The sequence below is a fragment of the Comamonas odontotermitis genome, from assembly GCF_020080045.1.
Taxonomy (GTDB): domain Bacteria; phylum Pseudomonadota; class Gammaproteobacteria; order Burkholderiales; family Burkholderiaceae_C; genus Comamonas; species Comamonas odontotermitis.
Genome location: NZ_CP083451.1, coordinates 3,130,761 through 3,157,009, shown reverse-complemented (window position 1 = coordinate 3,157,009; position 26,249 = coordinate 3,130,761). Strand labels below are relative to the sequence as shown.

Genomic DNA, 26,249 nt, shown 5'->3' with positions numbered 1-26,249 from the left:
CATTGCGAAGGAGCGCTGCAGCAGTCGTGGGAAACATGCCGGGCCTGCGGTATGCTTTGCGCTCGATTGGATGGACACATGGCAGCACCTTCTTCCCAGGCTGAAAACAGCGTCGCCGGCACGGCGGCGTTTTCCAAATTCATGCGCGTGCTGCAGCTGGTGGCCGACAGCCCCGAGCCGATTGGCATCGCCGAGTTGACCCGTGCCACCGGCTATCCGCGCCCCACGGTGCACCGGATGGTGGCGGCGCTGCAGGCTGAGCGCATGGTGGTGGAGGTGGGCAATACCCGATGCTGGACCTTGGGCCCGCGCTTGGTGCAACTGGCCAGCCGCAGCTGGAGCCGCTCCGGTCTGCGCATGGCTGCAGTCGATGCACTGCGCGCGCTGCGCGATGCCACTGGCGAGACCATCCACTTTGCCGTGCCCTCAGGCCAGAGCATGGTCTATATCGAAAAGCTGGAAAGCCCCAGTGCGGTGCAGATGTCCTCGCGCATTGGTACCAGCGTCAACCTGTATTCCACCGCTGTCGGCAAGGCCTATCTGGCCGCACTGGCCCCGCAAGCTGCGACCGCCTTGATGGCGCAGCTTGCCTATGAGCCGCTGACAGCGCAAACGGTAGGCAATGCCGAGGCGCTGCAGGTGCAGGTGGATGCGGTGCGCGCACAGGGCTGGTCCACCGACGCGCAGGAGAATGAGGAAGGTATCTACTGCTTTGGCGCGGCCGTGCTGGGCCCCGATGGCAGCCCGGTGGCAGCCATCAGCGTCAGCACCCTGCTGTTCCGCCAGAAGGCGGACGTGCAGGCGGCCTATATCCAGCCGCTGCTGCACGCGAGCCGCAGCATTGCGCAGCAACTCGCGCAAAACCCGAACCTCGTGCATGGCTGAGCAAGACGTTGGTTCGTGAGCGCAGCGAATTCGCAGGCCCTGCCGCTTACAGCATCGTCTGCGAATCGGTGATTTTCTTGACCGGCTTGGCGTGGCTGTGCGTCGGCTGGATCGAGTCCGCAGCGTTGCCATGGTCCCAGCGCGGGTCGTCGATGCTGTCAAAGGCCTGGCGCAGCTTGTCGCCCCAGGTGCTGCGCACCATGCGGAAGTAGGCGTTGTGCTCGTCAATGCAGGCAATGTTGTCGCACTGCAGCGCATCGGTGTCGTACACCACCAGATCGAGCGGCAGGCCGACCGACAGGTTGGATTTGAGGGTGCTGTCCATCGACACCAGCGCGCATTTGGCCGCTTCGTTCAAGGGCGTGCGGGGCGTGAGCACCCTGTCAAGCACGGGCTTGCCGTACTTGGCTTCGCCGATCTGGAAATAGGGCGTCTCGGCCGTGGCCTCGATGAAGTTGCCGGCCGAGTACATCTGAAAGAGGCGCGGGCTCTCGCCAGCGATCTGACCGCCAAACACGAGGCTGCAGTTGAAATCGACACCGGCACGCTCCAGCGCCTTGCCGTCGCGTTCATACACATGGCGCACGGCCGCGCCCAGCACGCGCGTGGCCTCGAACATGCTCTTGGCGTTCCAGATCGTGATCGGCGGGCCGCCGTTTTCGTCTTCCAGCTGCTGGGTCTGCAAGATCTCGCGCACGGATTGCGAGATCGACAGGTTGCCGGCTGACAGGAGCACCAGAAAGCGCTCGCCGCGTTTTTCGTACACCATCATCTTGCGGAAGGTGCTGATATGGTCCAGGCCCGCATTGGTACGGGAGTCGGAGAGGAACACCAATCCGGCGTTCAGTTTGATCGCTACACAGTAGGTCATGACTTGTCTGCGAGTCTTTTGAGGGAGTAGAGAAGATCGAGTGCGTCGCGCGGTGTCAGGGTGTCGGGCTGCAGTTCGCGCAGCTTTGCCTCCACCGCGCTGGGCGTGGGTACGTCGGTCGACGCAGGTTCTACAAAGAGGTCGACCTGCGTGTCGTTGGCGGCCTGGCGCGATTCCAGCGCCGCCAATGCATGGCGCGCGTGGGTGAGCACCGGCGCGGGCATGCCGGCCAGCTTGGCCACTTGCACCCCATAGCTGCGGCTGGCAGGGCCGGGCTGCAGCTCGTGCAGAAACACGATGTCGCTGCCCGCTTCGGTGGCTGCCACATGCATGTTGATGGCGTGTCTGGCCTTGGCAGGCAGCTCGGTCAGCTCGAAGTAGTGCGTGGCAAACAGCGTCAACGCGCGGGTTTTGTCGTGCAGGTGCGTGGCAATGCCGCTGGCCAGCGCCAGTCCATCGAAGGTGCTGGTGCCGCGGCCAATTTCGTCCATCAGCACCAGGCTGTTGGGTGTGGCGCTGTGCAGAATCTGCGCGGCCTCGGTCATCTCGAGCATAAAGGTCGATTGCGCATTGGCCAGGTCGTCGGCCGCGCCAATGCGGGTGTGGATGGCATCGATGGGCCCGAGCAGGCAGCGCGTGGCTGGCACGTAGCTGCCCATGCTGGCAAGCAGGGCGATCAGCGCCACCTGGCGCATATAGGTCGATTTACCGCCCATGTTGGGGCCGGTGATGATCTGCAGCCGCTGGTGGGTGGACAGGCGCGTGTTGTTGGCGATGAACGAGGCGTTGGAGGTTTCTGCCAGGCGGGCTTCCACCACCGGGTGGCGGCCGCCATCGATGTCGATGCAGGGCTCGGGCACGAACTGCGGGGCGCACCAGTTCAGCGTGAGCGAGCGTTCGGCGAGCGCACACAGTGCATCCAGCGACGCGATGGCTTGCGCCACCTTGCTGAGCTGGGCGACATGCGGCTGCAACTGGTCCAGCACCTGCTCGTACAGCCATTTTTCGCGCTGCAGCGCGCGCTCCTGCGCGGACAGGGCCTTGTCTTCGAAGGTCTTGAGTTCGGGCGTGATGAAGCGCTCGGCATTCTTCAGCGTCTGGCGGCGGCGGTAGTCGTCAGGCACCTTGCCAACATGGCTGCTGGTCACTTCAATATAGAAGCCATGCACCTTGTTGAACTGCACGCGCAGGTTGGTGATGCCGGTGCGCGCCTTCTCACGCGTTTCCAGGTCGAGCAGGAACTCGTCGCAATTGGTCTGGATGCCACGCAGCTCGTCCAGTTCGGCATCAAAGCCGTTGGCGATCACGCCGCCGTCGCGCACCAGCGCCGCAGGCTCGGGCGCGATGGATCGGATGAGCAGTTCCATTGCATCGCGTGGAGGCTGCAATGCATCAAAAATCTGGTTCAAAAGCGGTGCTGGCGCAGAACCATTGCGCGCCAGTTGCTCTGCTTTTTGTAGTGTCAGTCCCAGCGCCACCAATTCGCGCGGGCGCACCTGGCGCAACGCGATGCGGGCTGTAATGCGTTCGACATCGGAGACGCCCTTGAGCTCGGTACGCAGAATCTGCCAGGGCGCGGCTGAGGCAGCGCCGCTGTCGCCGCGCAGCACGCCAATGGCCTGCAGGCGTGCGCTGGCTTCGCTGCGGTCGCGGCTGGGCTCCAGCAGCCAGGCCTTGAGCAGGCGGCTGCCCATGCCGGTCTGGCAGGTATCGAGCAGCGAGAACAGGGTCGGGCTGTCTTCACCGCGCAGGGTTTTGACCAGCTCCAGATTGCGACGCGTGGTGGCGGGCAGGTTGATGAGGGCATCATCGCGCACCACGTGGATGCTGTGCACATGGGGCAGCGCGCGGCCCTGCGTGTGTTCGGCGTACTGCAGCAGCGCACCGGCTGCGGCGTGGGCCGCGTACAACTCTTGCGCATTCCAGGCCTGGAGGCTGGCAGCCCCCAACTGCTCCAGCAGCTTGCGTTCGCCGAGCTTTTCGTCAAACTGCCAATCGGGGCGCAGGGTGAGCGGGCAGGTCAGTGCGCCGCTGCTGCGCATCTGGTAAAGCTCTTGCTCAAAGCGCTGCGTGGCACCGGCGCTGTAGGCCACTTCGCTGGGCGCGATGCGTGCCATCCAGCCGGCCAGGTCTTCGTTGGTGCACTCGGCCATGAAGATCTTGCCCTGCGTGACACTGAGCCAGGCCAGGCCGCAGCGCGCGCGTGGCGCCTGGTGCACCACCAGCAACATGGCCTCGGCCTTGTCGCTCATCAATTCGCTATCGGTCACCGTGCCAGGGGTGACGACGCGCACCACCTTGCGCTCCACCGGGCCCTTGCTGGCACCAACTTCGCCCACCTGTTCGCAGATCGCCACGGATTCGCCCAGCTTGATCAGGCGGCCAAGGTAGTTCTCCAGCGCATGAAAGGGTACGCCCGCCATCGGGATCGGCTGGCCGGCCGACTGGCCGCGCTGCGTGAGCGTGATGTCGAGCAGTTGAGCGGCCTTTTCGGCATCGCCATAGAACAGCTCGTAGAAATCCCCCATGCGGTAGAACAGCAGGGTGTTGGGGTGGTCAGCCTTTGCAGCGTGGTACTGCTGCATCATTGGCGTGTGTGATGAAAAATCCCCCTTCTTGGCGGCGGTTTGATTTTTCTCGGTGTCTGAATCCATTGTCTGGAGCGGTGCGGGTAGGGTCTGCAAAATGCCGGGGCAACGCGCACGCGTCTGCGCTCTCCAGGCAGCGGCCACAGCCAGTCTGCCGCCGTGCCTGCCCTCGGCCAAACGCGCATCTTACCGTACCCGCAAGGCCGCACCATTCAGCGCTGCAAAGTGATGAATGTGAGTGTGCGCCCGCAAGATTCCGAATGGCAGCGGCCGCTTGCAGGGGGGCATTGCCTCTGGCGCGCGTGCGCAAATTGTTGTTTGGCAACTGCGCGGCCTATGGCAACCGCATGAAAAAAGCCCGCAGGCCAATGCAGGGCCTGTGGGCTTTTGTCGTTATGTTGTAGTCGGTGCGAAGGCTTATTCGGCCTTGCCGTCTTCCTGGGCCTGGCCTTCTTCGGTTTGCGGAGCGCTTTCTGCAGTGTCGTTTTCCAGCGACTGGCGTACAGCGGCCTTGTCGCCAGCGCCAGCGAACTTGCTGTATTTGGTCAGCACGGGCACCAGTTGGCCGTAGATGCGGGGGGAGCCCGCCAGGATTTCGCGTTGCTCCAGGAAGTCGGCTTCACCGGTGAAGTTGCCGACCAGGCCGCCGGCTTCGGTCACGAGCAGAGAGCCTGCCGCCACGTCCCAGATGCTGAGGCCGGCTTCAAAGAAGCCGTCGCTGAAACCGGCAGCCACGTAGGCCAGGTCCAGTGCTGCAGCGCCAGGGCGGCGTACGCCGCTGGTGCGTTGCATCACATCGCCCAGCATGGCCATGTACTGCTTGAGGTTGTCGCCAGGGCGGTAGGGGAAACCGGTGGAGATCAGGCTGTCACGCAGCATGGTGCGCTTGGAGACGCGGATGCGGCGCTCATTGAGGAAGGCGCCACGGCCACGCGTAGCGGTAAACAGGTCGTTGCGGGTTGGGTCGTACACCACGGCCTGCTCGATGCGGCCGTTCACCGCCAGCGCGATGCTTACGCAGTACACGGGAAAACCGTGGATGAAGTTGGTGGTGCCGTCCAGTGGATCGATGATCCAGATGTGGTCGGAATTGCGGTTGCCGTACTCGTTGCCCGATTCCTCGGCCAGGATGCCGTGGCCGGGGTAGGCGGTCAGCAGGGTTTCGATGATGGCTTGCTCGGCCTGCTGGTCCACCTCGGTCACAAAGTCGTTCACCTGTTTGGTCGACACCCGCACCGCTTCCACGTCAAGCGCGGCACGGTTGATGATGGCGCCTGCGGCGCGAGCGGCCTTGATGGCCATATTGAGCATGGGGTGCAGGGAGGAAGACGACATAAATTGTGTGGGCGTAGTAGGTGGCAGCAAAGACGCTGCGGGACGCTGGGGCAAGAGCAATCGGTGATCGGCGCCGACGATGCGGCAGCGACAATAGGGGGCAAATTGTACCCGTGCGCAAAAAATCGCGCTTGGGACGACCGAATTTGGATTCCGATTTCTATGAAAACCCGCTTTGTCCTGATCGAAACCAGCCACGCTGGCAATGTGGGCGCTGCTGCCCGCGCCATCAAAACCATGGGTTTTGACGACCTGGTGCTGGTGCGCCCTCGCTGGAGCAATGTGCTGCGCAAGGAAGAAACCATTCAGCGTGCCAGTGGTGCCCTGGATGTGCTGGCCAACTGCCGCATCGTGGAGACGGTGGAGGAGGCGCTGGAGGGCATGAGCCACCTGTGCGCCACTGCGATGACGCCGCGCGACTTTGGCCCGCCCGCCCGTACTCCACGTGCGCATTTTGAGATGCTATTGAAAGGAGAGCTGGTGGCGCAGCAGGATGGCGGAAAGCAGCCTGTCTTGCCTGCAGCGAATGCGGTAGGTGAGCCCTCAGCCGGGTTGAGCGGCGAGACCGGCATTGCCTTTCTGTTCGGCTGCGAGCGCTATGGCATGGCCAATGAGGATGTGTATCGCTGCCACGTGGCGCTGTCGATTCCGACCAACCCCGATTTCGGCTCGCTCAATCTGGCTTCGGCCGTGCAGGTGGTGGCCTATGACTGGCGCCAGGCCCTGGGCGGCTATGCCGTGCAGGATGCAGCCGTGCACGGCGAGCGTGCCGATGCGCAACAGGTGGCCGGCATGCTGGCGCACTGGCAGCAGGCTCTGGTCGAGGTTGGCTTTCTCGATCCCGATGCGCCCAAGAAGCTGATGCCGCGCCTCAACCAGATGTTCAACCGCGCGCAACTGACCCAGGAGGAAATCCACATACTGCGTGGTGTTGCCAAGGCCATGCTGCGCACGGCAGAGGCCGCAAGCCGCTAGACTGCGGGACTTCCCCTACAAAAACAGACTCCACGCTTCCATGTTTGACCGCCTGCGCTCCGATATTCAGTGCATCCTGGACCGCGATCCTGCGGCCCGCAGCCGCTGGGAGGTCATTACCTGTTATCCCGGCCTGCATGCCATCTGGCTGCAACGCCCCGCGCATTGGTGCTGGAACCATGGCCTCAAGTGGACGGGGCGCTTCATCTCGCATCTGGCGCGCTGGTTCACGGGGATCGAAATCCACCCTGGCGCGCAGATCGGTCGCAATGTCTTTATCGACCACGGCATGGGCGTCGTCATTGGCGAGACGGCCGTGGTGGGCGATGGCTGCACCATCTACCACGGCGTGACCCTGGGTGGCACTACGCTCTACAAGGGTGCCAAGCGCCACCCCACGCTGGGCAAGGATGTGGTGGTGGCTGCTGGCGCCAAGGTGCTGGGCGGCTTTGAGGTGGGCGACGGCGCCAAGATCGGCAGCAACGCCGTGGTCATCAAGCCGGTGCCTGCAGGGGCGACGGCTGTGGGCATTCCTGCCCGCATCATCCCGTCCAAGGAAGGCGCCAGCGCCGATGTGACCGAAGCCCCGACAGACCGGAAGTTTGCCGCCTACGGCGTGACGCAGGAAGACGACCCGCTCTCCAAGGCCATGCGCGGCATCATCGACAGCGCCGCCGGGCATGAGCAGCAGATCACCATGCTCTGGGCAGCCATCGAGAAGCTGTCGGTGCAAAGCAAGGTGGGCGACTGTGTGCCGTGCGACGCCCAGCGCGAGGCCGAGTTCGAGGCCAAGAAGCTGAGCGACCTGGTGGGCAAGTAAGGGGCGCTGCCGTCCCATTTCAGGCCAGGCATTGCTTGCCGGGGGAGGCGTGCCTTAACCTGGCTTGCGCACCACTGCATCGTCCGGCAGGAGTTCCTGGCCGCTCTCCAGGTGCGGCGCCATGCGCTGAATGGGCGCGCCCGTGCTTTTTTCCACCAGAACGGAATGCGCCTCGCCGGGCGCGAACAGCTCGCTCTCCCCCCATTGCCTGAGCGCCACCACCACCGCAAAGAGGCGCTTGCCTTTGTCCGTCAGCACGTATTCCTGGTAGGCGCTGCCGTCTGACGCGGGCTGCGTCTGCAGGATGCCGGCATTCACCAGCTTGCGCAGCCGGTCGGACAGGATATTGCGCGCAACGCCCAGGCTGCGCTGAAAGTCTCCGAAGCGCTGCGCGCCATCAAAAGCATCGCGCACGATGAGCAGCGACCAGCGGTCGCCCACGGCATCCAGTGCGCGCGCAACCGGGCAGGTTTCTTGGTTTGGGAGGGCAGTGGTGGGCATGGGCGCTTCGATGGGTTGCAATGCTTCGGGCTTTGTAGTTGCATTTTAAAACTACTCTGCATAGAATGCATCTGGTTTTGTTTTGAAACTAGATTTTTGAAAGAGTGGTGCAAGATGAAAGTTCAGCCTTGCCAGCCTCACCAGTTTTCCGCGGGGCAAGTGCCGCAGACATGCGATCAACCTATGGGCATGCCTGCTGCCCTGGTGCTGCTTTTTGCGGTGGCCAGCGGCATGAGCGTTGCCAACGTCTATTACGCGCAGCCCTTGCTGGATGCGCTGGCGGAGGAGTTCCACATCAGCTACGCCGCTGTGGGCGGCGTGGTCACCGCGACGCAGCTGGGCTGTGCGCTGGCTTTGCTGTTGCTGGTACCGTTGGGTGACCGGCTTGATCGGCGTCAACTGATGGCCTGGCAGCTGGCAGGCCTGGTGATGGCCCTGCTGGTGGTAGGCGCTGCGCAGACTTCGGCAATGTTGATGGCTGGCATGCTGGCCGTCGGCTTGCTCGGCACCGCCATGACGCAGGGCCTGATCGCCTATGCCGCCAGCGCGGCCCAGCCCCACGAGCAGGGCCGCGTGGTGGGCAGCGCGCAGGGCGGGGTCTTTATCGGCTTGCTGCTGGCGCGCGTCTTTGCCGGGGCGGTGGGCGATGCAGCGGGCTGGCGCGGGGTCTATTTCAGTTCCGCAGCCATGATGGTGGTCATTGGCCTGCCACTGTGGTGGCGCCTGCCTTCCTTGCCCCTCAAGCCCAATCCGCTCGGCTATCTGCCATTGATCGCATCCATGGGCGGTCTGCTGCGCCGCGACCGGGTCTTGCAGGTGCGGGGCATGCTCGCGATGTTGATGTTTGCCGCTTTCAGCATCTTCTGGAGCAGCCTGGTTCTGCCACTGCGGGCGGCGCCCTTTGGCTATTCGCACACGATCATCGGTATGTTCGGGCTGGCCGGAGTAGCGGGGGCCCTCGCTGCCGCGCGGGCAGGGCGCTGGGCAGACCAGGGTTTTGCGCAGCGCAGTTCCGCAGCCGCGCTGGTGGTGCTGCTGTTGGCGTGGCTGCCGTTGGGGGCTCTGGGCTGGGCGCCTGGCTCCGCTTGGGCACTGTGGGCGCTGGTGCTGGGCATTGTGCTGCTGGACCTGGGTGGACAGGCCTTGCATGTCACCAACCAGAGCCTGATCTTCCGCCGCCAGTCTGGCGCGCACAGCCGCCTGGTGGCCGCGTACATGCTGTTCTATGCCGTAGGCAGTGGCCTGGGCGCCATCAGCGCCACTGCCATTTACGCGCATGCTGGCTGGCGCGGTGTGTGCATGCTGGGCGCTGCAGTCAGCGCCGCAGCGCTCATGTTCTGGTGGCTGACGCGGCGGTATATGGAGGTGGAGGCGGTCGGCTGATGCCTGCTGGTTCTCTGGCCAGGGGGCTGCAAGCAGTCAGTGCTATATTTTTTGAATACCGCGCGCTTGCTGCATAAGCGCCATGAGGCATTTTTTCTAAGAGCCGCTAACACAACCCTTGATACGTCGTTGCTTCGTCGGGGGCGCCCAGCCTTGTCGTACGTCTGTACTGCCTGCGGCTTCGCCTAACGCGGCCCGGCGCCTCGTCTCAACCGCAAATCTACGATTTGCTGGGTTGTGTTAGCGGCTCTAAATCCTGCCGAATGAAGCGAGCTGCTGCCGTGCGGCTGCCAGCCATTGCTCCTGCGCATCGGGGGTGTCGCAGGCAATGGTGTGGCGCTGCGGCATGCTGCGCAGCCAGGTGATTTGCCGCTTGGCCAGCTGGCGGGTGGCGGCGATACCGCGCTCGCGCATGTCCGCCCACAATGCGGGCGGCACATCAGCCTGGGTGGCCACGCTGATGCCCTGCGCAGCGCAGGAGTCGAGCATTTCCCACATCTGGCGGTAGCCTACGCAGCGCATCGATGGCAGATTCAGGTGCAGATCGCCGCGCGCGCGCAACTGCAGCATTTCGGCCAGAAAGTTCTGTGCCAGCATCTGGTCGTAGCGCAGGGCAATGCGTTCGTGCAGCCAGGCGCGCTCGGCGGGCTCCAGGCTGAAGAGCTGAAAGCCAGGAGCCAGTTGCAGCAGTGGCGAAGGGCGTTTTTCCTGCGCATGGAAATAGGAGAGCGGTTTGCCCGTGATGCGCCACACTTCCAGCGCGCGCTGCACCCGCTGGCTGTCGCCGGGGGCCAGGCGCTGCGCGGTCGCGGGGTCTACCTGGGCGAGCAGTGCATGCATGTGCGGCCAGCCGTGCGCGGCGGCTTCGGCATCCAGTGCGGCGCGCACGGCGGCGTCGGCTGCAGGCATGTCGTCGATGCCGTCCATCAGCGCCTTGAAGTACAGCATGGTGCCGCCCACCAGCAGGCTCACGGCGCCGCGCTGGTGAATCTGCGCAATCAGCGCCAGCGCATCGCGCACAAACTCGGCAGCGCTGTAGGAATCCAGCGGGTCGCGGATGTCGAGCAGGTGGTGCGGGATACCGGCCTGTTCCTCGGCGCTGGGCTTGGCCGAGCCAATGTCCATGCCCCGGTAGATGAGGGCGGAATCGACGCTGATGATCTCGACCGGCCGCACGCCAGCCAGTTGCTGCGCCAGCGCAATGGCGGCACCGGTCTTGCCAGAAGCGGTAGGGCCAGCCAGGCCCAGGCACAGAGGGGAGTCAGCAGCGATTGGCACGGTGGATCGGCAAGAAAAAGATTGCCGACGCACTGGGTGCGAGCGCAGGCAGCTATCAATTCGTGAGTAAGGCGGAACCGCCAGTGTAGAGCCAAAATGGAGCCCAAAGCGATACTGCCTTAGGGCCTGCGGTGTTGAACAGCAAAATGCCCCCGGCGCTGGAGGGCGCCGGGGGCATTGAGCAAGTGGCTGCCTTCGGGCGATGCGCCCTGGGCAGTGAGCTGTGGTTTACAGCACGCCTTGCGCCAGCATGGCGTCGGCCACCTTCACAAAGCCGGCAATGTTGGCGCCGTCGATGTAGCTGACGGTGCCGTCTTCGCGCTTGCCGTACTTCACGCACGCCGCGTGGATGCCTTCCATGATCTGGAACAGGCGTGCGTCCACTTCCGAGGCGGGCCAGCCCAGGCGCAGGGCGTTCTGGCTCATTTCCAGGCCCGAGGTGGCAACACCGCCAGCGTTGGATGCCTTGCCGGGAGCGTACAGCACGCCCGCTTTCTCGAAAGCCTTGGCAGCTTCGATCGTGCAAGGCATGTTGGCGCCTTCGGCTACGCACAGCACGCCGTTCTTGATCAACTCCTGCGCGTCGGCCAGGTGCAGCTCGTTCTGCGTCGCGCAGGGCAGGGCCACATCAGCCTTGATGAACCAGGGCGTCTTGCCTTCAAAGTACTGCACACCGGCAACCTGCTTGGCGTAGTCGGCCACGCGGCCATAGTGCTTGTTCTTGACTTCCATCAACTTGATCAGCTTGTCGCCGTCAAAGCCTGCGGGGTCGTAAATGGTGCCGCTGGAGTCGGATGCCGACACCACCTTGGCGCCCAGTGCCATGGCCTTGTCGATGGCGAACTGCGCCACATTGCCCGAGCCCGAGACGGAGACGGTCAGGCCTTCGAAGCCCTTGCCCTGGGTCTTGAGCATTTCCTGCGCAAAGTAGACCGTGCCAAAGCCGGTGGCTTCGGGGCGGATGAGCGAGCCGCCAAACGACAGGCCCTTGCCGGTGAAGACGCAGTCGGCACGGTTGGCCAGCTTCTTGTACATGCCTGCCATGAAGCCCACTTCGCGGCCACCCACACCGATGTCGCCTGCAGGCACGTCGGTGTCGGCGCCCACGTGGCGGAAGAGCTCCGACACGAAGGACTGGCAGAAGCGCATCACTTCGGCTTCGCTCTTGCCCTTGGGGTCGAAATCGGAGCCGCCCTTGCCGCCGCCCATGGGCAGGGTGGTCAGCGCGTTCTTGAAGGTCTGTTCAAACGCCAGGAACTTGAGCACCGACAGGTTGACCGAGGGGTGAAAGCGCAGGCCACCCTTGTAGGGGCCGATGGCCATGCTGTGCTGGATGCGGTAGCCGCGGTTGACCTGCACCTTGCCGTGGTCGTCCACCCAGCTCACGCGAAAGCTCACCACGCGCTCGGGCTCGACCAGGCGCTCCAGCAGGCTGTGTTCGGCGTACCGTGGGTTTTTCTGGATGAAGGGCCACAGGCTCTCCATCACTTCGGTGACGGCCTGCAGGAACTCGGGCTGGCCGGGGTTGCGCTGTTCGACGTAGGCGAGAAATTGCTCCAGGGACTGGTGTTGCATGGACAGATCTTTCAAGGGCTAAGGCCGGAGTGCACCGTTTTCGTACGGTTGCCGGAGGTATGCACAGCGATGGTGCGTCATCGCACTAAAACGGACATTATGCCGAATCTGCATGCACTGATGCATAAAGTAAAAAGTGTCCTGCGCAATGCGTATGGAAACCGGGGCGCCAAATGAAGGCATCACTACGCTTTGCGGGGTTTGGTGGGGCGGTGCTTGCCGCTGCTCAATGGCTGGAAATGCCCTGAAACAGTGCATTCCGGGTGATCAGGGCTTGGATGGGTGGGGCATGGAGCTGGCTGGCGCGAACCCAGAGCAGGTGCTGTCGCCGATGTGCCGCAGGTCGTCAGAAAGGCGGATGCTGCGCTGCACAAGTCTGATATCCGGCCAGGGTCTTTCACAAGACATGATATTGCCTAGGCAATGAATGATTGCATAATCATTGCGTTGTAAATAATTTCATATGAAAGAGGTTTGCGCATGTCCGATCCTCGCGTGCAAGACCACGGCCCGGATGACAGCGATGGCGATTCGCTGGAGGCGGGCTGTCCGTCGATCGAGCCGATCAAGGCCGCCAATTTCCCCTGCTGGTTGATGCGCATCATCTCTACGGTGGTGCGCGCCGAAGTGGATCGCCGCATGGAGCCGCTGGGTTTGACCCAGGCGCAGTGGATTCCCGTTCTGCGTCTGGCGAGCGGCGAGGCGCAGACTGCAGCTGATCTGGCGCGCAGCACCATGCAGACACCGGGAGCCATGACGCGCCTGGTGGACCGCCTGGTGGAAAAAGGCATCATCGAACGCGAACGCAGCACCGACGACCGCCGCGTGGTGCGCCTGCGGCTCACCGAAGAAGGCATGCGTGCTGCGGTGCAGGTGCCTGACATCGTCAAGAGCGTCAATCACGCGGCGCTCAGCCCGCTGGCACCTGATGAGCTGGCCCAGTTCCAGAGCTATCTGCGCCGCATCTATGAAGCCATGCCCCAGACCTTGAACAGCGAGATGTGCCTGCCCGACGCCAACGGCCCATGCCACGCCGCAGCAGACACCACCACCGATACCCCCAGCACGCCCGGCAAGGAGAGGGCCTTATGAATCGCAGTTTTCCTCTTTATGCACGAAATCGCCAACTAGCGCTTTCTGCCATTGCGCTTGCAGCTACTACTTTCATAGCTGGATGCGCCGATATGGGTGGCATCCACACCGAAGCCTCCGCGCGCTCTCCGCAGTCGCTGGGCTTGGTGGTGGAGCCGTCTGCTGCCGACCAGGCCGCAGCCGTGGCGCCGGTCGATGCACAGTGGTGGACGGCCTTGGGCGATTCGCACCTGAACCAGTTGGTGGAGACGGCGCTGGCAGACGGGCCGAGCCTCAAGGTTGCCGAGGCCCGCATTCGCAAGGCCTGGGCCATGGCCCAGGTGAGCGACGCAGCCGACGGCCCGCAGGTGAACGGCCAGGCCACGGCCAACCGCAACCATGCACCGGCCAACGGCCTGATTCCGCCGCCAATTGCCGGCCACAACTACAGCACTGCAGAGGCGCGGATCAACGGAAGCTGGTCGCTCGACCTGTTTGGCAAGCACCGCGCGGCGCTGGACGCTGCGGTGGGCTCTGCCCGCGCAGCGCAGGCCGATCGGGATGCCGCCCGCGTGCTTCTGGCCAGCAACGTGGTGCAGGCCTATGTGCAACTGTCGCGCTGGCAGGCGCAGGAAACGGTGGCCGAACGGGCCATTGCCCAGCGTGAACATACCCTCAAGCTGGTACGCGACCGCTACAGCGCAGGCCTCGATACCACCCTGGAAGTGCGCCAGAGTGAAAGCGGCGTGCCCGAGGCGCGCGTGCAGCTGGAACAGGTGCGCGAGCAAAAGCACCTGGCGCAGAACGCACTGGCGGCGCTGGTGGGCCAGCCCGGAAACGGACAGAACCTGCAGGCGGCCCCGATTGCCAGCCTGAAACTGCCGCAGTTTCCGCAGCAGCTGTCTGCCAGCCTGCTGGGCCGCCGCGCCGACGTTGTGGCTGCGCGCTGGCGCGTGGAAGCCGCAGACAGGAGCATTGCCGAGGCCAAGGCGGAGTTCTATCCGGACATCAACCTGACGGCCTTCATCGGCCTGTCGAGCATCGGCTTCAACAATTTTGCCAAGACCAATGCACGTGAATGGGGCGTGGGCCCGGCGCTGAGCCTGCCGATCTTTGACTCAGGCCTGCTGCGTGCCAACCTGCGCGGCAAGTCGGCCGATTACGACGTGGCGGTGGAGGGCTATAACCAGGCCGTCATCAATGCCGTGCACGATGTGGCCGACCAGATTGCCTCCGCGAAGTCGGCCTATGCCCAGTTGCCCGAGCAGCGCAAGGCAGCCGACGCGGCGCAAAGCGCGCTCGACATCGCCAACCAGCGCTACGCCGCAGGGCTGGGTACCTATCTGAACGTGCTGTCGGCCGAAACGAATGTGCTGGCCCAGCGCCGCCAGTCGGTCGATATCGAGGCACGCATCCTGCAGACCAACGCTGCGCTGGCCCAGGCGCTGGGCGGTGGCTACAGCGATCCGGAGCCGTCAGCAGCCGCCATCGACACCGCAGCCAGCCAGAAGAAAGCCAGCTGATCCCGTCCGGATAACAGCGATATCGATACCGCGTACCGCACCCATAAGCAATACCGGGGTGAGCCCCCGGTCCAAAACCGCAACGCAACACCATGTCAAACACCAACGCTCCCGCTTCCCAGACCGCCGCACCACAGGCCGAACCGGTCACCGCATCTTCCAGCCCTCGCAAGAAATGGCTGTTCCGCCTGACCGGCCTCGTCGTCGTGCTGGGCGCCGCCTACGGCATCTACGACTGGATGGTGAACAGCCATTTCGAGGAAACCGACAACGCCTACGTACAGGGCAATATCGTGCAGATCGCGCCGCAGACGGCAGGCACGGTGCAGTCCATCATGGCCGACGATACCGACTATGTGAAGGAAGGCCAGATCATGGTGCGCCTGGACCCGGCAGACGCCAAGGTGGCGTTTGAGCAGGCCAAGGCCAACCTCGCCCAGGCCGTGCGCCAGGTGCGCACGCTGTATGTGAACAACGGCTCGTACACCGCCCAGATCGCGCAGCGCCAGGCCGAAGTCTCCAAGGCCAGGAACGATCTGGCCCGCGCCCAGAACGACCTCAAGCGCCGCCAGGCGCTGACCGGCAACGGCGCCGTGTCCAAGGAAGAGCTGAGCCATGCGCAAAGCCAGGTGGATGCGGCGCAGGCCGCCGTTACCGCAGCGCAGGCTGCCGTGAGCACTGCGCGCGAGCAGTTGGCCAGCAACCAGTCGCTGACTGAAGGCATCAGCGTGAACGAGCACCCCAATGTGCAGGCAGCGGCTGCCAAGGTGCGCGAGGCCTACCTGGCCATGCAGCGGGTGGAGCTGGTCTCGCCCGTCTCGGGCGTGGTCGGCAAGCGCTCGGTACAGGTGGGCCAGCGCGTGGCGCCCGGCACGCCGCTGATGACCGTGGTGCCGATGAACCAGCTGTGGGTGGAAGCCAACTTCAAGGAAAACCAGCTGCGCAACCTGCGCCTGGGCCAGCCCGTCAAGATGACGGCCGACCTGTATGGCAAGAAGATCGAATACACCGGCACGGTGGAAGGCCTGGGCGTGGGCACCGGCTCGGCCTTCTCGCTGCTGCCTGCGCAGAACGCCACAGGCAACTGGATCAAGGTGGTGCAGCGCGTGCCGGTGCGCATTGCGCTCGATCCCAAGCAGCTGGAAGCGCATCCGCTGCGCGTAGGTTTGTCGATGCTGGTGGACGTCGATATCCAGAACCAGGATGGCAAGCTGCTGGCCGAAGTGCCGCGCAAGGAGCCGCTGGTGCAGACCAATGTGTATGACGTGCAGGACAAGGGCGCTGACGCGGTGATTGCAGAAGTCATCACCAACAACGCCGGCAAGCACCTGTAAGCGCGCCATTGATTGACTAGGGGCGGCCCGCAGGGCAGCCCGAGGATGCGTTATGGCAACTTCCAATCCCACATTGCCGCACCCGCCGCTCGAAGGCTCGGCGCGGCTCATTGGCACCCTGGCACTGTCGGCTGCAGTGTTCATGAATGTGCTCGACACCTCGATTGCGAATGTGTCGCTGCCTGCAATTGCGGGCGACCTGGGCGTCAGCGCCAACCAGGGCACCTGGGTGATCACCAGCTTTGCCGTGGCCAATGCGATCTCGGTGCCGCTCACTGGCTGGCTGTCGATGCGCTTTGGCCAGGTGCGGCTGTTCATGCTCAGCGTGGTGCTGTTCGTGATCTCGTCGTGGCTGTGCGGCCTGGCGCCCAACATGAGTTCGCTGATCGCCTTTCGCGTGCTGCAGGGCTTTGTGGCAGGGCCCATGATTCCGCTGTCGCAGTCGCTCCTGCTGGCCAGCTACCCGCGTGCCATGGCGGGCACGGCCATGGCCTTCTGGTCGATGACCACCCTCATCGCGCCGGTGATGGGGCCGCTGCTGGGCGGCTGGATCACCGACAACATGAGCTGGCCATGGATCTTCTACATCAACGTGCCCGTCGGCATTCTGGCGGTATTCGCCACCTGGCTCATCTTCCGCCACCGAGATACGCCGCGCAAGGCGCTGCCCATCGACGCCATTGGCCTGGGGCTTCTGGTGGTGTGGATCTCGGCCATGCAGATCATGCTCGACATCGGCAAGGAGCACGACTGGTTTCAGTCGCCGATGGTGGTGGCCTGCGCGGTGACTGCCGTGGTGGGGTTTGCCTATTTCCTGATCTGGGAGCTGGGCGACAAGCATCCGGTGGTTGATCTGCGCCTGTTCAAGAACCGCAACTTCTGGGCGGGCACGCTGGCCATCTCGGTCGGCTACGGCCTGTTCTTTGGCAATGTGGTGCTGCTGCCGCTGTGGCTGCAGCAGTTCATGGGCTATACCGCAACTGACGCGGGCATGGTGATGGCGCCGGTGGGCTTGTTGGCGATGGTGCTGTCGCCCGTGGTGGGCAAGACGATCCACAAGGTCGATCCGCGCCGCTATGCGACCGCGTCGTTCCTGGTGTTCGGCATCGTGATGTGGATGCGTGCGCGCTTCAATACCCAGGTCGACTTGACCACCATCATGATTCCTACCATCGTGCAGGGTATTGCCATGGCGGGCTTCTTCATTCCCTTGATGACGATCACGCTCAGCGAAATTCCGCCCGAGAAGATGCCCAGCGCGTCGGGACTGTCGAACTTCGTGCGTATCACTTGCGGTGCGGTCGGCACCTCGATTTCAACCACGCTGTGGGAGCGCCGCGCCAGCCTGCACCATGCGCAGCTGGTGGAGCACATCACGCTGGGCGATGGCCCGACGGCGCAGGTGGTGCAGGGTCTGCAGGCTACAGGGCTGAGCCTGCAGCAAGCGCTGGCGCAGGTGGACCGCATGGTCAACCAGCAGGCTTTCATGCTGGCGGCCAACGATATCTTCTGGGCGTCGTCGGTGCTGTTCCTGCTGCTGATACCGCTTGTATGGCTGGCCAAGGGCCCCAAAGGCCACGGCGGCGGTGGCGCAGATGCTGCAGCGGCTGCGCACTGATGCGGTAATGCCGACGGCAATGGTGCTGACCGGATCGGCACCAGGGCTGCAATAAGCAACGAAGAGCGCCGACGGCGCTCTTCGTTTTTTGGGGCTTGTGCGGAAAGAAAGGCGCTTGCGGTCAGCGCAGGGCCTTGAGCAAGCTCAAGGCATTCCAGATCAACGTCCCCGCAAGAACAAGCCGTCCAGCTCCTTCATCGTCAATTGCCGCCATGTGGGCCGCCCGTGGTTGCACTGGTCGGAGCGTTCGGTGCGCTCCATGTCGCGCAGCAGGGCGTTCATCTCGTCGATGGTGAGCTGCCGGTTGGCACGCACAGCACCGTGGCAGGCCATGGTGCCCAGGATTTCGTTGCGCGCCCGCTGCACCACGGTGCTGGCGTCGTGCTGGGCCAGTTCTGCCAGCACGCTGCGGGCCAATTCGACCGGGTTGCCTTGCGCCAATGTGGTGGGCGTTGCGCGCACGGCCAGCGTCTTGGGTGAAAAGGGGACGATCTCCATGCCCAGCTGTGCCAGTGTTTCGGCGTTTTCCTCGGCGGTTGCCACTTCTTCGGGGGTGGCCGAGAAGGTGGCGGGGATCAAAAGCGGCTGGCTGGAGATGGCACTGCTGGCATCACCGTCATCCAGCTGGCTTTTGAGCCGCTCGTACACGATGCGCTCGTGCGCGGCGTGCATGTCGACGATTACCATGCCCTGGGCGTTCTCCGCCAGGATGTAGACGCCATGGATCTGCGCCACCGCGCGGCCCAGCGGCCAGGGGTTTTCGGCAGATTCCGGCGGCAGCGTGGGGACCAGTTGCGGGCTGGCGGGCTGTACGGCCCATGCGGTCGATGCCTCCTGTGCGCGCCACGCGGGCGGGGTACCAGTCTGGGGCGGCATTGTGGACGATGGAGACTGTAAACCTGCAGGTGCCCGGTCTGCCTGGCCCCACAGCACGGCGGCCTGTTGCAGTGCCTGGGCGCCATCGATGCGAGGGGTTGCTTCAAAATATATAGCAGTCTGCGCTTGAGGGGAAAGCGCTGAAGGGCGCTGGGGCTCCAAACCACCGGCGTCAGCAGCGGCTGCTGCCGCAGGTGTGGGCTGCGCATCTGCAAGGTGGTGCGCACGTGGTGCGGCAAGGGCGTTTTCCACGCCATGCAGCACCGCCTGGTGCACTTCACGGCTGTCGCGAAAACGCACCTCTATCTTGGTGGGGTGCACGTTCACATCCACGCGCATCGGGTCGATGCTGACGTAGAGCGCATACACCGGCTGGCGGTTGCCGTGCAGCACGTCTTCATACGCGGCACGCGCAGCGTGCGTGAGCACCTTGTCGCGGACGAAGCGGCCGTTCACGTAGCAGAACTGCTGGTCGGCGCGGGAGCGGGCTGCATTGGGAACGCCTGCCCGGCCACGCACCAGCACATGGCCGGCGCGGTAGTGCACCACCACCGATTGCTCCAGAAAGTCATGGCCCAATACATCGGCCAGCCGCTTGTCCAGCGCCTGCTGCACCAGTTGCTCACGGGTATCGGCATCGGGCGCGGCATCGAGGTCGGCAGCGCCCAGCGTGGCGCGCCATTGCTCCACCAGCTTGCCTTCGTGCCAGATGGCAAAACCGACCGATGGGCGGGTGAGCGCATGGCGGCGCACGGCCTCGATGCAATGGGCCAGCTCGGTGGCATCGGTCTTGAGGAACTTGCGGCGCGCTGGGGTGCTGAAGAACAGTTCCTTGACTTCCATCGTGGTGCCGGGATTGCGGGCAGCCGGGCGCAGTTCGCCGCTGCGGGCATCGAGCATGTAGGCCGTGTCCTGGTCTTGCGGGCGCGAGAGCACCGCCATCTCCGACACCGAGGCGATGGCGGCGAGCGCCTCGCCCCGAAAACCCATGGTGGCCACCGATTCCAGATCGTGCAGGTTGCGGATCTTGCTGGTGGCGTGGCGGCGCAGTGCAATCGGCAGTTCTTCGCGGGGAATGCCGCAGCCGTCGTCTTCCACCGTGATCAGGCGCACGCCGCCCGCCAGCAGGCGCACCGTGATGCTGGTGGCGCCCGCATCGAGCGCGTTGTCCACCAGCTCACGCACGACGGAGGCCGGGCGTTCCACCACTTCCCCTGCGGCAATCTGGCTGACCAGCTCGTCTGGCAGGTCCTGGATCTGGCGGCGCGGCTGTACCGTGGTGCCGGTCAATGTGGGCGCATCCTGGCTTTCCAGCGTCTGTTCGTTCGTTTCTGCAGTCATAAAGGGATTTTAAGAAGCTGGCGCCACCATTCGCGGTAAAGTGCGCGCTGTGCTATCCAAGTCATAGCGCTGGCAACTGTTGCCTTATCTGATCGCTCTGAAGGACGTGTTTTGGAAATCGTGATGCATCTGGTCGACTTCATTTTGCATGTCGACAAGTACCTGGAAGCTTTTGTAACCACCTACGGCATGTGGGTGTATGCACTGCTGTTTTTGATCGTGTTCGTCGAGACCGGCGTGGTGGTGATGCCGTTTCTGCCGGGCGATTCGCTGCTCTTCATTGTGGGGGCCATGTGCGGTGCGGGGCTCATGAGCTATCCGTTGGCCACGGCGATCCTGTTTGCGGCGGCTTTTCTGGGCGACCAGTGCAATTACCAGATTGGCCACCACCTAGGGCCCAAGGTGTTTCAGTGGGAAAACTCGCGCTGGTTCAACCGCAAGGCCTTTGACAAGGCACATGCGTTCTATGAACGCTATGGCGGCATCACCGTGATTCTGGCGCGCTTCATGCCCTTCATCCGCACCTTTGCGCCGTTTGTCGCCGGGGTGGCGCGCATGAACCGCGCCAAGTTTGTTGCCTACAACCTGCTGGGCGCCGTCATCTGGGTCTTTGGCATCTGCACGGCGGGTTACTTCTTCGGCAACATGCCCTGGGTCAAGGCCAACCTGGAAAAAATCATCTGGGGCCTGATTCTGATTCCTGGCCTGCTGGCCATCTTTGGTGCCTGGCGCGCCGGCAAGAACGAGCAAACCGCTTGAAGCGCTGCCTTCGGGCTGCATGAACAGCAGAGCACGCAGCGCACGCCAGCCTTGGGTTGCAGCGATGAATATGCTGAGAATCGAATGCTAGAAGGCGCTAAACGCTCTTGTTTTAATAGCGAAAACGTGAAATGCAAAAAGGAGCCAAATGGCTCCTTTTTCGTGGTAAGGCCGACGGCCTTTATGCCTTGTCAGACCGTCCGGTTGCGCGCGAGCGGTGGATTCTTGGCAAAGTAGGCCTGAATGCCTCGCATCATCGCATCGGCCAGTTGGTTCTGGTAGGCGGTGGTGCGCAGCTTGGCTTCTTCCTCGGGGTTGGAGATGAAGGCTGTCTCGACCAGCACGCTGGGGATATCGGGCGCCTTGAGCACGGCAAAACCGGCTTGTTCCACACGCGGCTTGTGCAGGCGGGCAAAACCGCCCAATTGCTGCAGCACGTGAGAGCCAAGCTTGAGGCTGTCGTTGATCTGCGCGGTGGTGCTCATGTCGAGCAGGGCGCGCTGCACATGGGCATCCGCATCGCCCACACCTGCCACGTTCAGGCCTCCGATCAGGTCAGACTGGTTTTCCTTGTTGGCCAGCCAGCGCGCGGCTGAACTGGTGGCGCCGCGCTCGCTGAGCGCAAACACGCTGGCGCCGTTGGCCGAGGGCTTGGTGAACGCATCGGCGTGGATGCTGATGAACAGATCGGCCTGCACACGGCGAGCCTTTTCGACGCGGGTGCCCAGCGGCACGAAAAAATCGGCGTCGCGCGTCATGAAGGCGCGCATGGGATTGCCGCCGACGCTGGAGTTGTTGATGCGCTCGCGCAGCATGTGGCCGATCTTGAGCACGATGTCTTTTTCGCGCGTGCCGCTCGGGCCGGTGGCGCCCGGGTCTTCACCGCCGTGGCCGGGATCGAGCGCCACGATGATGAGCCGGTCGGTGCGCGAAGCAGGCCGATTGCGGGCCGGGGCCGGAGTGGGCGCGGGCGCAGGGCTGGGCACAGGCGCGGGTCTGGGGGGCGGCGGTGCCACGGGGGCCGGAGGAGGCGCCACGGCCACCACGGTGGGGGGAGGCGTCGGCGTGGCAGGCCGGTTGCCGCTCTTGGCGATCAGCTCGCCCAGCGGGTCCACCTCCGGGGCTGCCGCCACGGTGGCAGGCGGTGGAGTCTGCACGATGGTTCCGGTCACTGCGGGCATCGGCGGATCGCCCGCCATCGCGGCTGCTACCGATGGCGCCACGGTGGATGGCTGGGGAGGCATGGGCGCGGGCGCGGCCGCCACGGCGGTGCTGCGCCCTTCCAGCAGGCGCTCTGCAATCAGGCTCTCGAGCGGGTCGGCAGGCTTTGCCGGATACAGGTCAAGCACCAGGCGATGCTGGTAAGGCGCAAATGGCTTGAGCGTGAACACCTGCGGCGAGGCATCGTGCTTGAGGTCGATCACCAGGCGGACCACCTGGGGCGAGTTCTGCCCGACGCGGATGCCTGCGATGTTCGGGTCGTCGGAGCGCACCTTGGCAACCAGTTCTCGCAGCGCAGGGTTCAGGTCGATGCCTTCGATGTCGACCGCCAGGCGCGGCGGTGTGGGCACGAAGCGCTGCTCCGTCTTGAGCGGCACATCAGACTCGATGGTGACGCGGGTGTAATCCTTGGCGGGCCAGACGCGCACGGCCACGATGCTGGCGCCAAATGCGAGCTGGCCGCTGCCCAGCAGCATGACCAGACTGCCGCCACCGCGCAGAAGATTGCGGCGGGAGAGGCCGAGCCGCGCTAGGCCGGGCCGCGCCAGGCCGGACTGCATTGTTCCGCGCGATACGGCGGCGTCATAGGCAGCATTGCCTCCCACATCATGGTGGAGAGGACTGGCGGACAGGGATGGAGTCGGGACAAATTTTGGGGTGTCGCTCACGCTGAAAACCCTTGGAGAATGGATGCGCCAGTGGCGGTGTTCGCTTGCAGCGTCACACGCCTTTCTGATTCATCAATCGCTTCAATACTGATAGCTACATCTGCAATAGGCGTTACCGCTGCAGCCTTTTCCGGCCATTCTGCCACTTTCAGGCCAGGGCTTGCAAAAATATCCCGAAAGCCCGCATCTTCCCACTCGCGGGGATCGTCGAACCGGTAGAAGTCGAAGTGCGAGATGGGAAAGCCTGCGCCTTCGTGCGGCTCCACCACGGCATAGGTCGGGCTTTTGATGCGGCCCTGCACCCCCAGCGCGCGCAGCAGGTGGCGCACCAGCGTGGTCTTGCCCGCGCCCAGGTCGCCGTGGAGGGTGATATAGGCGTTGGCAAGGGCTGGCTGCGCAGCCAGCGTCTGTGCAAAGGCGGCGGTATCGGATTCGTCACGCCAGACACATGCATGGCTGGGAAAGCGGGGGCTGGCGGTGGTGTCGGTGCTCATGCTGGCGATCCAATGATTTGAAATTTTTTACAATGATGACCCATGGAAACCAGGACTTGCGCAAAAAAGGATGCACAACAGGCATCTTCCTCCGTGAAATGTCTTGCTTGATTCGAATTTGCGTCCATCGGGGAAATGTGGAAAGTCATGGAACAGGCCAATCAACAGCTGCTTGAGCAGATCGACGGATGGGCGCGCGAGCTGGGATTCTCCCAAATCGGCGTGGCCGGCGTGGATTTGTCGGCTGCTGAACCCGGATTGATGCAGTGGTTGCAAAAAGGTTTCCATGGCGAGATGGCCTACATGGCCGCGCACGGGTTGAAGCGCGCGCGCCCGGCTGAATTGGTGCCAGGAACCGTCAGCGTCATCACCGCGCGCATGGATTATCTGCCGCAGGGCACACCCGATGGCTGGCAACAGATCGAATGGCAACGCCAGGCCCGTCCTGGCGAGGGCGTGGTGAGCATCTATGCCCGGGGGCGCGATTACCACAAGGTGCTGCGCAACCGGCTGCAGAAGCTGGCCGAGCGCATCGATGCGGCTGTGGGGGCCATGCAGCACCGCGCCTTCACCGATTCTGCCCCCGTGCTGGAGGCGGAGCTTGCCAGCCGCAGCGGCCAGGGTTGGCGTGGCAAGCACACGCTGGTGCTGAGTCGCGACGCGGGGTCGATGTTCTTTCTGGGTGAAATCTTTGTCGATCTGGCGCTGCCGCCCACCGAAGCGGTGACACCGCACTGCGGCCAGTGCAGCGCCTGCATCGATGTGTGCCCGACCGGCGCCATCGTGGAGCCGCATTCGGTCGATGCGCGGCGTTGCATCTCCTACCTCACGATCGAGCTGCATGGCGCTATCCCCGAGGAGTTTCGCGCGGCCATCGGAAACCGTATCTACGGCTGCGACGACTGCCAGCTGGCCTGCCCTTGGAACAAGTTTGCCCAGCGCGCGAGTCTTCCCGATTTTGATGCGCGCGGTGCATTGCTCGATCAGCAACTGCCGCACCTGTTTGCCTGGGACGAGGCCACATTCCTGCGCATTACCGAAGGCAGTCCCATCCGCCGCATCGGGCACGAACGCTGGCTGCGCAATGTGGCCGTGGCCCTGGGCAATGCCTGGCGTGCGACCGGCGATGCGCGTTATGCCCAGGCCCTGGCTGCGCGTGCCGACGACGCCAGCGCTCTGGTCCGCGAACATGTGGCCTGGGGCTTAGGCCAGAACAAGGGATAGCGCTCGTCCATCAAGCGCATTTAGCTATCAAATAAATAGCAATTTGAAATCAATTCAGGAAGGCAGAAAACCCGATGCCTTCAACTGCGCCTGCAATAGCTCGGTAAAGCGCGCGTAGCCGTCGGCGTTGGCATGCACCTGGTCGGCGCGCAGCGCGTCATCGCCCAGCACCTCGCTCCAGGCATCCGCCAGCAACGGCACTTTCTCCTCCTTGGCCAGCGCTTCGTAGATGGGGTGGTCCTTCATGCGGCCAGTGAGGGCGGCGGTCAGGTTCAGCTCGGGCACCGCCACCAGCAGTACTGGCACACTCTGGCTCTTGCACAACTGCAGCATGCGGGTGATTTCGGCCTGCGCCGCCTGCGCGCTGTTGCGGCGCAGCCAGTCGTTGCCGCCTGCGCACAGGATCACCAGCGCGGGCCGTTGCGTTTGCAGCAACTCGGGCAGGCGTGCCGCAATCTGGCTGCTGGTTTCGCCAGAGACCCCGGCGTTGACGACCTTCCAGCCCGTGTGCTCGGCCAGCAGGGCCGGGTAGGCCTGCGCAGCCGAGGCGCCGACCCCTCGGGTCAACGAATCACCCAGCGCCAGCACCGTGGCACCAGGGGGAATGGCTGCGGCCTTGGGCAGTTTTCTGCCACAAGCGCTGATCCACAAAGCGCTGCTAGCTATGCTTGTGATAGCTAGCAGGCGCTGTATGGCGTGACGGCGATTGGCGTCGGGCAGGGTTTTCATGGTGCAGATACAGCGGAAAGTACACGCTGATTTCCTTGCGGCATCTTAAGAGCCGCTAACACGACCCAGCAAACCAAAGGTTTGCGGTTGAGGCTAGGCGCCCAGCCGCAGGCAGTACAGACGTACGACAAGGCTTGGCAACGACGTATCAAGGGTTGTGTTAGCTGCTCTAAATCGGCCACCAGTCGAGCAGGCTCAATGCAAAAGGCAGGCTCGCAATGCCGCAGATGGTGGACAAGGTCACCAGCCCGGCAACGTAGGCGCCGTTATAGCCCATGCGTGCGGCCAGCACGTAGCAGGTGGATGCGGTAGGCAGCGCGGAAAAGATCAGCAGAATGGATGCCTGCTGTGGCGACAGCCGCAGCCAGTGCGCGGCGCACAGCGCGATCAGCGGGGTGACGAAATGGCGGATGGCAAGCACCGATGTGCTCAGCAGCTTGCCTTGTGCGAGCAGCCCCAGTTGCATGCCGGCACCGGCAGACATGAGCCCCAGCACGATGGATGCCTGACCAATGCGGGCCACCGTAGGCTCCACTACGCTCGGCAGCCGCAGGCCAAGCAGGTTGCAGATGAGCGCGGTGAGCGTGGCCACGATCAGCGGGTTGCGCAGCAATTCGCGCACAAAGCCTGCCTGCGAGCCCCGGGCCATGGGGTAGACGGCGGCAATGTTGAACATCGGCACGCACACACCGATCAGCACCGATATCAGTTGCAGGCCCTGGGGGCCCGCCAGACGTTCGGCGAGCGCCAGGCCAATGAAGGAGTTGAAACGGAACGCCACCTGCGCGCTGGCGGCGGCGTCGCGCGCATTGACCCGTTTGCCGATGAAGGGCCAGTGCGGCAGCGTATAGGTCAGCAGCACGGCGCTCAGGCCCGTGCCGACTCCGGCCAGCATCAGGCTGGAGGTGCCCTGCCAGTCGATCGGGCTGCGGATGATCGAATAGAACAGCAGGGTAGGGAACAGAAAGTAGTACACCAGGCCTTCCACCGGCTGCCATACGGAACGGTTCAGCGCCGTGTAGCGGCACACCAGATAGCCGATGAGGATCAGCGAGAAATCGGGGAAAAGCAGTTGGGCGTAATTCACGCCCGCAAGCATAGCGGATCAGGTGCGGGCGCAACGCCCGGGCTGTCGCATAGGCTGGGGGCTGGTCGTGGTTTCCAGCCAGACAAGGTCCGG

General features: G+C 63.9%; 21 protein-coding genes. 10 read left to right on the top strand and 11 right to left on the bottom strand.

Going from position 1 to position 26,249, the window contains the following annotated elements; genetic code table 11:
* The first annotated feature begins 78 nt into the window (after positions 1–78).
* Positions 79–885: an IclR family transcriptional regulator gene (locus LAD35_RS14525; protein WP_224149725.1), complete on the top strand. Its 807-nt coding sequence runs from the start codon at positions 79–81 to the stop codon at positions 883–885.
* Positions 886–931: 46 nt separating this feature from the next.
* On the opposite strand, the gene LAD35_RS14520 is transcribed toward LAD35_RS14525, so the two are convergent.
* From LAD35_RS14520 to LAD35_RS14510, 3 genes are all read right to left on the bottom strand, one after another.
* On the bottom strand, positions 932–1,756 hold the full coding sequence (locus LAD35_RS14520; RefSeq protein ID WP_184711166.1) for a proteasome-type protease: 825 nt from the start codon (positions 1,754–1,756) through the stop codon (positions 932–934).
* On the bottom strand, positions 1,753–4,410 hold the full coding sequence (gene mutS / locus LAD35_RS14515; RefSeq protein WP_224149724.1) for a DNA mismatch repair protein MutS: 2,658 nt from the start codon (positions 4,408–4,410) through the stop codon (positions 1,753–1,755). The genes LAD35_RS14520 and mutS overlap by 4 nt, the downstream gene beginning before the upstream one ends.
* A gap of 351 nt (positions 4,411–4,761) precedes the next feature.
* The gene (locus LAD35_RS14510) at positions 4,762–5,679 is read right to left on the bottom strand and encodes an inositol monophosphatase family protein (RefSeq protein ID WP_224149723.1); all 918 of its coding nucleotides are present in this window, start codon (positions 5,677–5,679) and stop codon (positions 4,762–4,764) included.
* Between the two features lie 162 nt (positions 5,680–5,841).
* Between LAD35_RS14510 and LAD35_RS14505 the strand changes: the two genes are divergently transcribed.
* Positions 5,842–6,654, top strand: coding sequence for an RNA methyltransferase (locus tag LAD35_RS14505; protein ID WP_224149722.1), 813 nt, complete (start codon positions 5,842–5,844; stop codon positions 6,652–6,654).
* A gap of 40 nt (positions 6,655–6,694) precedes the next feature.
* Positions 6,695–7,474 (top strand): serine O-acetyltransferase, encoded by a 780-nt coding sequence (gene cysE / locus LAD35_RS14500; RefSeq protein ID WP_224149721.1) that lies wholly within the window; start codon positions 6,695–6,697, stop codon positions 7,472–7,474.
* A 54-nt stretch (positions 7,475–7,528) separates the two neighbouring features.
* Here the strand turns inward: cysE and LAD35_RS14495 are convergent, their stop codons facing one another.
* The gene (locus LAD35_RS14495) at positions 7,529–7,975 is read right to left on the bottom strand and encodes a winged helix-turn-helix transcriptional regulator (protein ID WP_224152719.1); all 447 of its coding nucleotides are present in this window, start codon (positions 7,973–7,975) and stop codon (positions 7,529–7,531) included.
* Between the two features lie 183 nt (positions 7,976–8,158).
* Here LAD35_RS14495 and LAD35_RS14490 point away from each other — a divergent pair, with 183 nt between their 5' ends.
* Entirely contained in the window at positions 8,159–9,358 is a 1,200-nt protein-coding gene (locus tag LAD35_RS14490; RefSeq protein WP_317986710.1) for an MFS transporter, read from the top strand.
* Positions 9,359–9,607: 249 nt separating this feature from the next.
* Here the strand turns inward: LAD35_RS14490 and miaA are convergent, their stop codons facing one another.
* On the bottom strand, positions 9,608–10,636 hold the full coding sequence (gene miaA / locus LAD35_RS14485) for a tRNA (adenosine(37)-N6)-dimethylallyltransferase MiaA (RefSeq protein ID WP_224149720.1): 1,029 nt from the start codon (positions 10,634–10,636) through the stop codon (positions 9,608–9,610).
* 228 nt (positions 10,637–10,864) lie between these two features.
* Positions 10,865–12,211: an NADP-specific glutamate dehydrogenase gene (gdhA, locus tag LAD35_RS14480; protein WP_224149719.1), complete on the bottom strand. Its 1,347-nt coding sequence runs from the start codon at positions 12,209–12,211 to the stop codon at positions 10,865–10,867.
* A 480-nt stretch (positions 12,212–12,691) separates the two neighbouring features.
* Here gdhA and LAD35_RS14475 point away from each other — a divergent pair, with 480 nt between their 5' ends.
* The 4 genes from LAD35_RS14475 to LAD35_RS14460 all read left to right on the top strand — a co-directional run bounded on the left by LAD35_RS14475 (position 12,692) and on the right by LAD35_RS14460 (position 17,757).
* Entirely contained in the window at positions 12,692–13,303 is a 612-nt protein-coding gene (locus LAD35_RS14475) for a MarR family winged helix-turn-helix transcriptional regulator (RefSeq protein WP_224149718.1), read from the top strand.
* Positions 13,300–14,805, top strand: coding sequence for an efflux transporter outer membrane subunit (locus tag LAD35_RS14470; RefSeq protein ID WP_224149717.1), 1,506 nt, complete (start codon positions 13,300–13,302; stop codon positions 14,803–14,805). Before LAD35_RS14475 ends, LAD35_RS14470 begins: the two co-directional genes overlap by 4 nt.
* 92 nt (positions 14,806–14,897) lie before the next feature.
* Positions 14,898–16,139 (top strand): HlyD family secretion protein, encoded by a 1,242-nt coding sequence (locus tag LAD35_RS14465; RefSeq protein ID WP_224149716.1) that lies wholly within the window; start codon positions 14,898–14,900, stop codon positions 16,137–16,139.
* 52 nt (positions 16,140–16,191) lie between these two features.
* Positions 16,192–17,757: a DHA2 family efflux MFS transporter permease subunit gene (locus tag LAD35_RS14460; protein ID WP_224149715.1), complete on the top strand. Its 1,566-nt coding sequence runs from the start codon at positions 16,192–16,194 to the stop codon at positions 17,755–17,757.
* Between the two features lie 159 nt (positions 17,758–17,916).
* On the opposite strand, the gene mutL is transcribed toward LAD35_RS14460, so the two are convergent.
* Entirely contained in the window at positions 17,917–19,974 is a 2,058-nt protein-coding gene (gene mutL, locus LAD35_RS14455; protein ID WP_224149714.1) for a DNA mismatch repair endonuclease MutL, read from the bottom strand.
* 111 nt (positions 19,975–20,085) lie between these two features.
* Between mutL and LAD35_RS14450 the strand changes: the two genes are divergently transcribed.
* Positions 20,086–20,733 carry a VTT domain-containing protein gene (locus LAD35_RS14450; protein WP_224149713.1) on the top strand — a complete coding sequence of 216 codons (648 nt, stop codon included), beginning with the start codon at positions 20,086–20,088 and terminating at the stop codon, positions 20,731–20,733.
* A gap of 191 nt (positions 20,734–20,924) precedes the next feature.
* Here the strand turns inward: LAD35_RS14450 and LAD35_RS14445 are convergent, their stop codons facing one another.
* Positions 20,925–22,514, bottom strand: coding sequence for an N-acetylmuramoyl-L-alanine amidase (locus LAD35_RS14445; protein WP_224152715.1), 1,590 nt, complete (start codon positions 22,512–22,514; stop codon positions 20,925–20,927).
* Positions 22,515–22,618: 104 nt separating this feature from the next.
* A complete protein-coding gene (tsaE, locus tag LAD35_RS14440) occupies positions 22,619–23,116 on the bottom strand; it encodes a tRNA (adenosine(37)-N6)-threonylcarbamoyltransferase complex ATPase subunit type 1 TsaE (protein ID WP_224149712.1) in 498 nt (165 codons plus the stop codon).
* A 147-nt stretch (positions 23,117–23,263) separates the two neighbouring features.
* Between tsaE and queG the strand changes: the two genes are divergently transcribed.
* Positions 23,264–24,340: a tRNA epoxyqueuosine(34) reductase QueG gene (queG, locus tag LAD35_RS14435; RefSeq protein WP_377780550.1), complete on the top strand. Its 1,077-nt coding sequence runs from the start codon at positions 23,264–23,266 to the stop codon at positions 24,338–24,340.
* Between the two features lie 54 nt (positions 24,341–24,394).
* Here the strand turns inward: queG and LAD35_RS14430 are convergent, their stop codons facing one another.
* Together LAD35_RS14430 and LAD35_RS14425 are read right to left on the bottom strand one after the other, a co-directional pair.
* The gene (locus tag LAD35_RS14430; RefSeq protein WP_224149711.1) at positions 24,395–25,069 is read right to left on the bottom strand and encodes a GDSL-type esterase/lipase family protein; all 675 of its coding nucleotides are present in this window, start codon (positions 25,067–25,069) and stop codon (positions 24,395–24,397) included.
* 169 nt (positions 25,070–25,238) lie between these two features.
* Positions 25,239–26,168 carry an AEC family transporter gene (locus LAD35_RS14425; protein WP_224149710.1) on the bottom strand — a complete coding sequence of 310 codons (930 nt, stop codon included), beginning with the start codon at positions 26,166–26,168 and terminating at the stop codon, positions 25,239–25,241.
* Between the last annotated feature and the right edge of the window lie 81 nt (positions 26,169–26,249).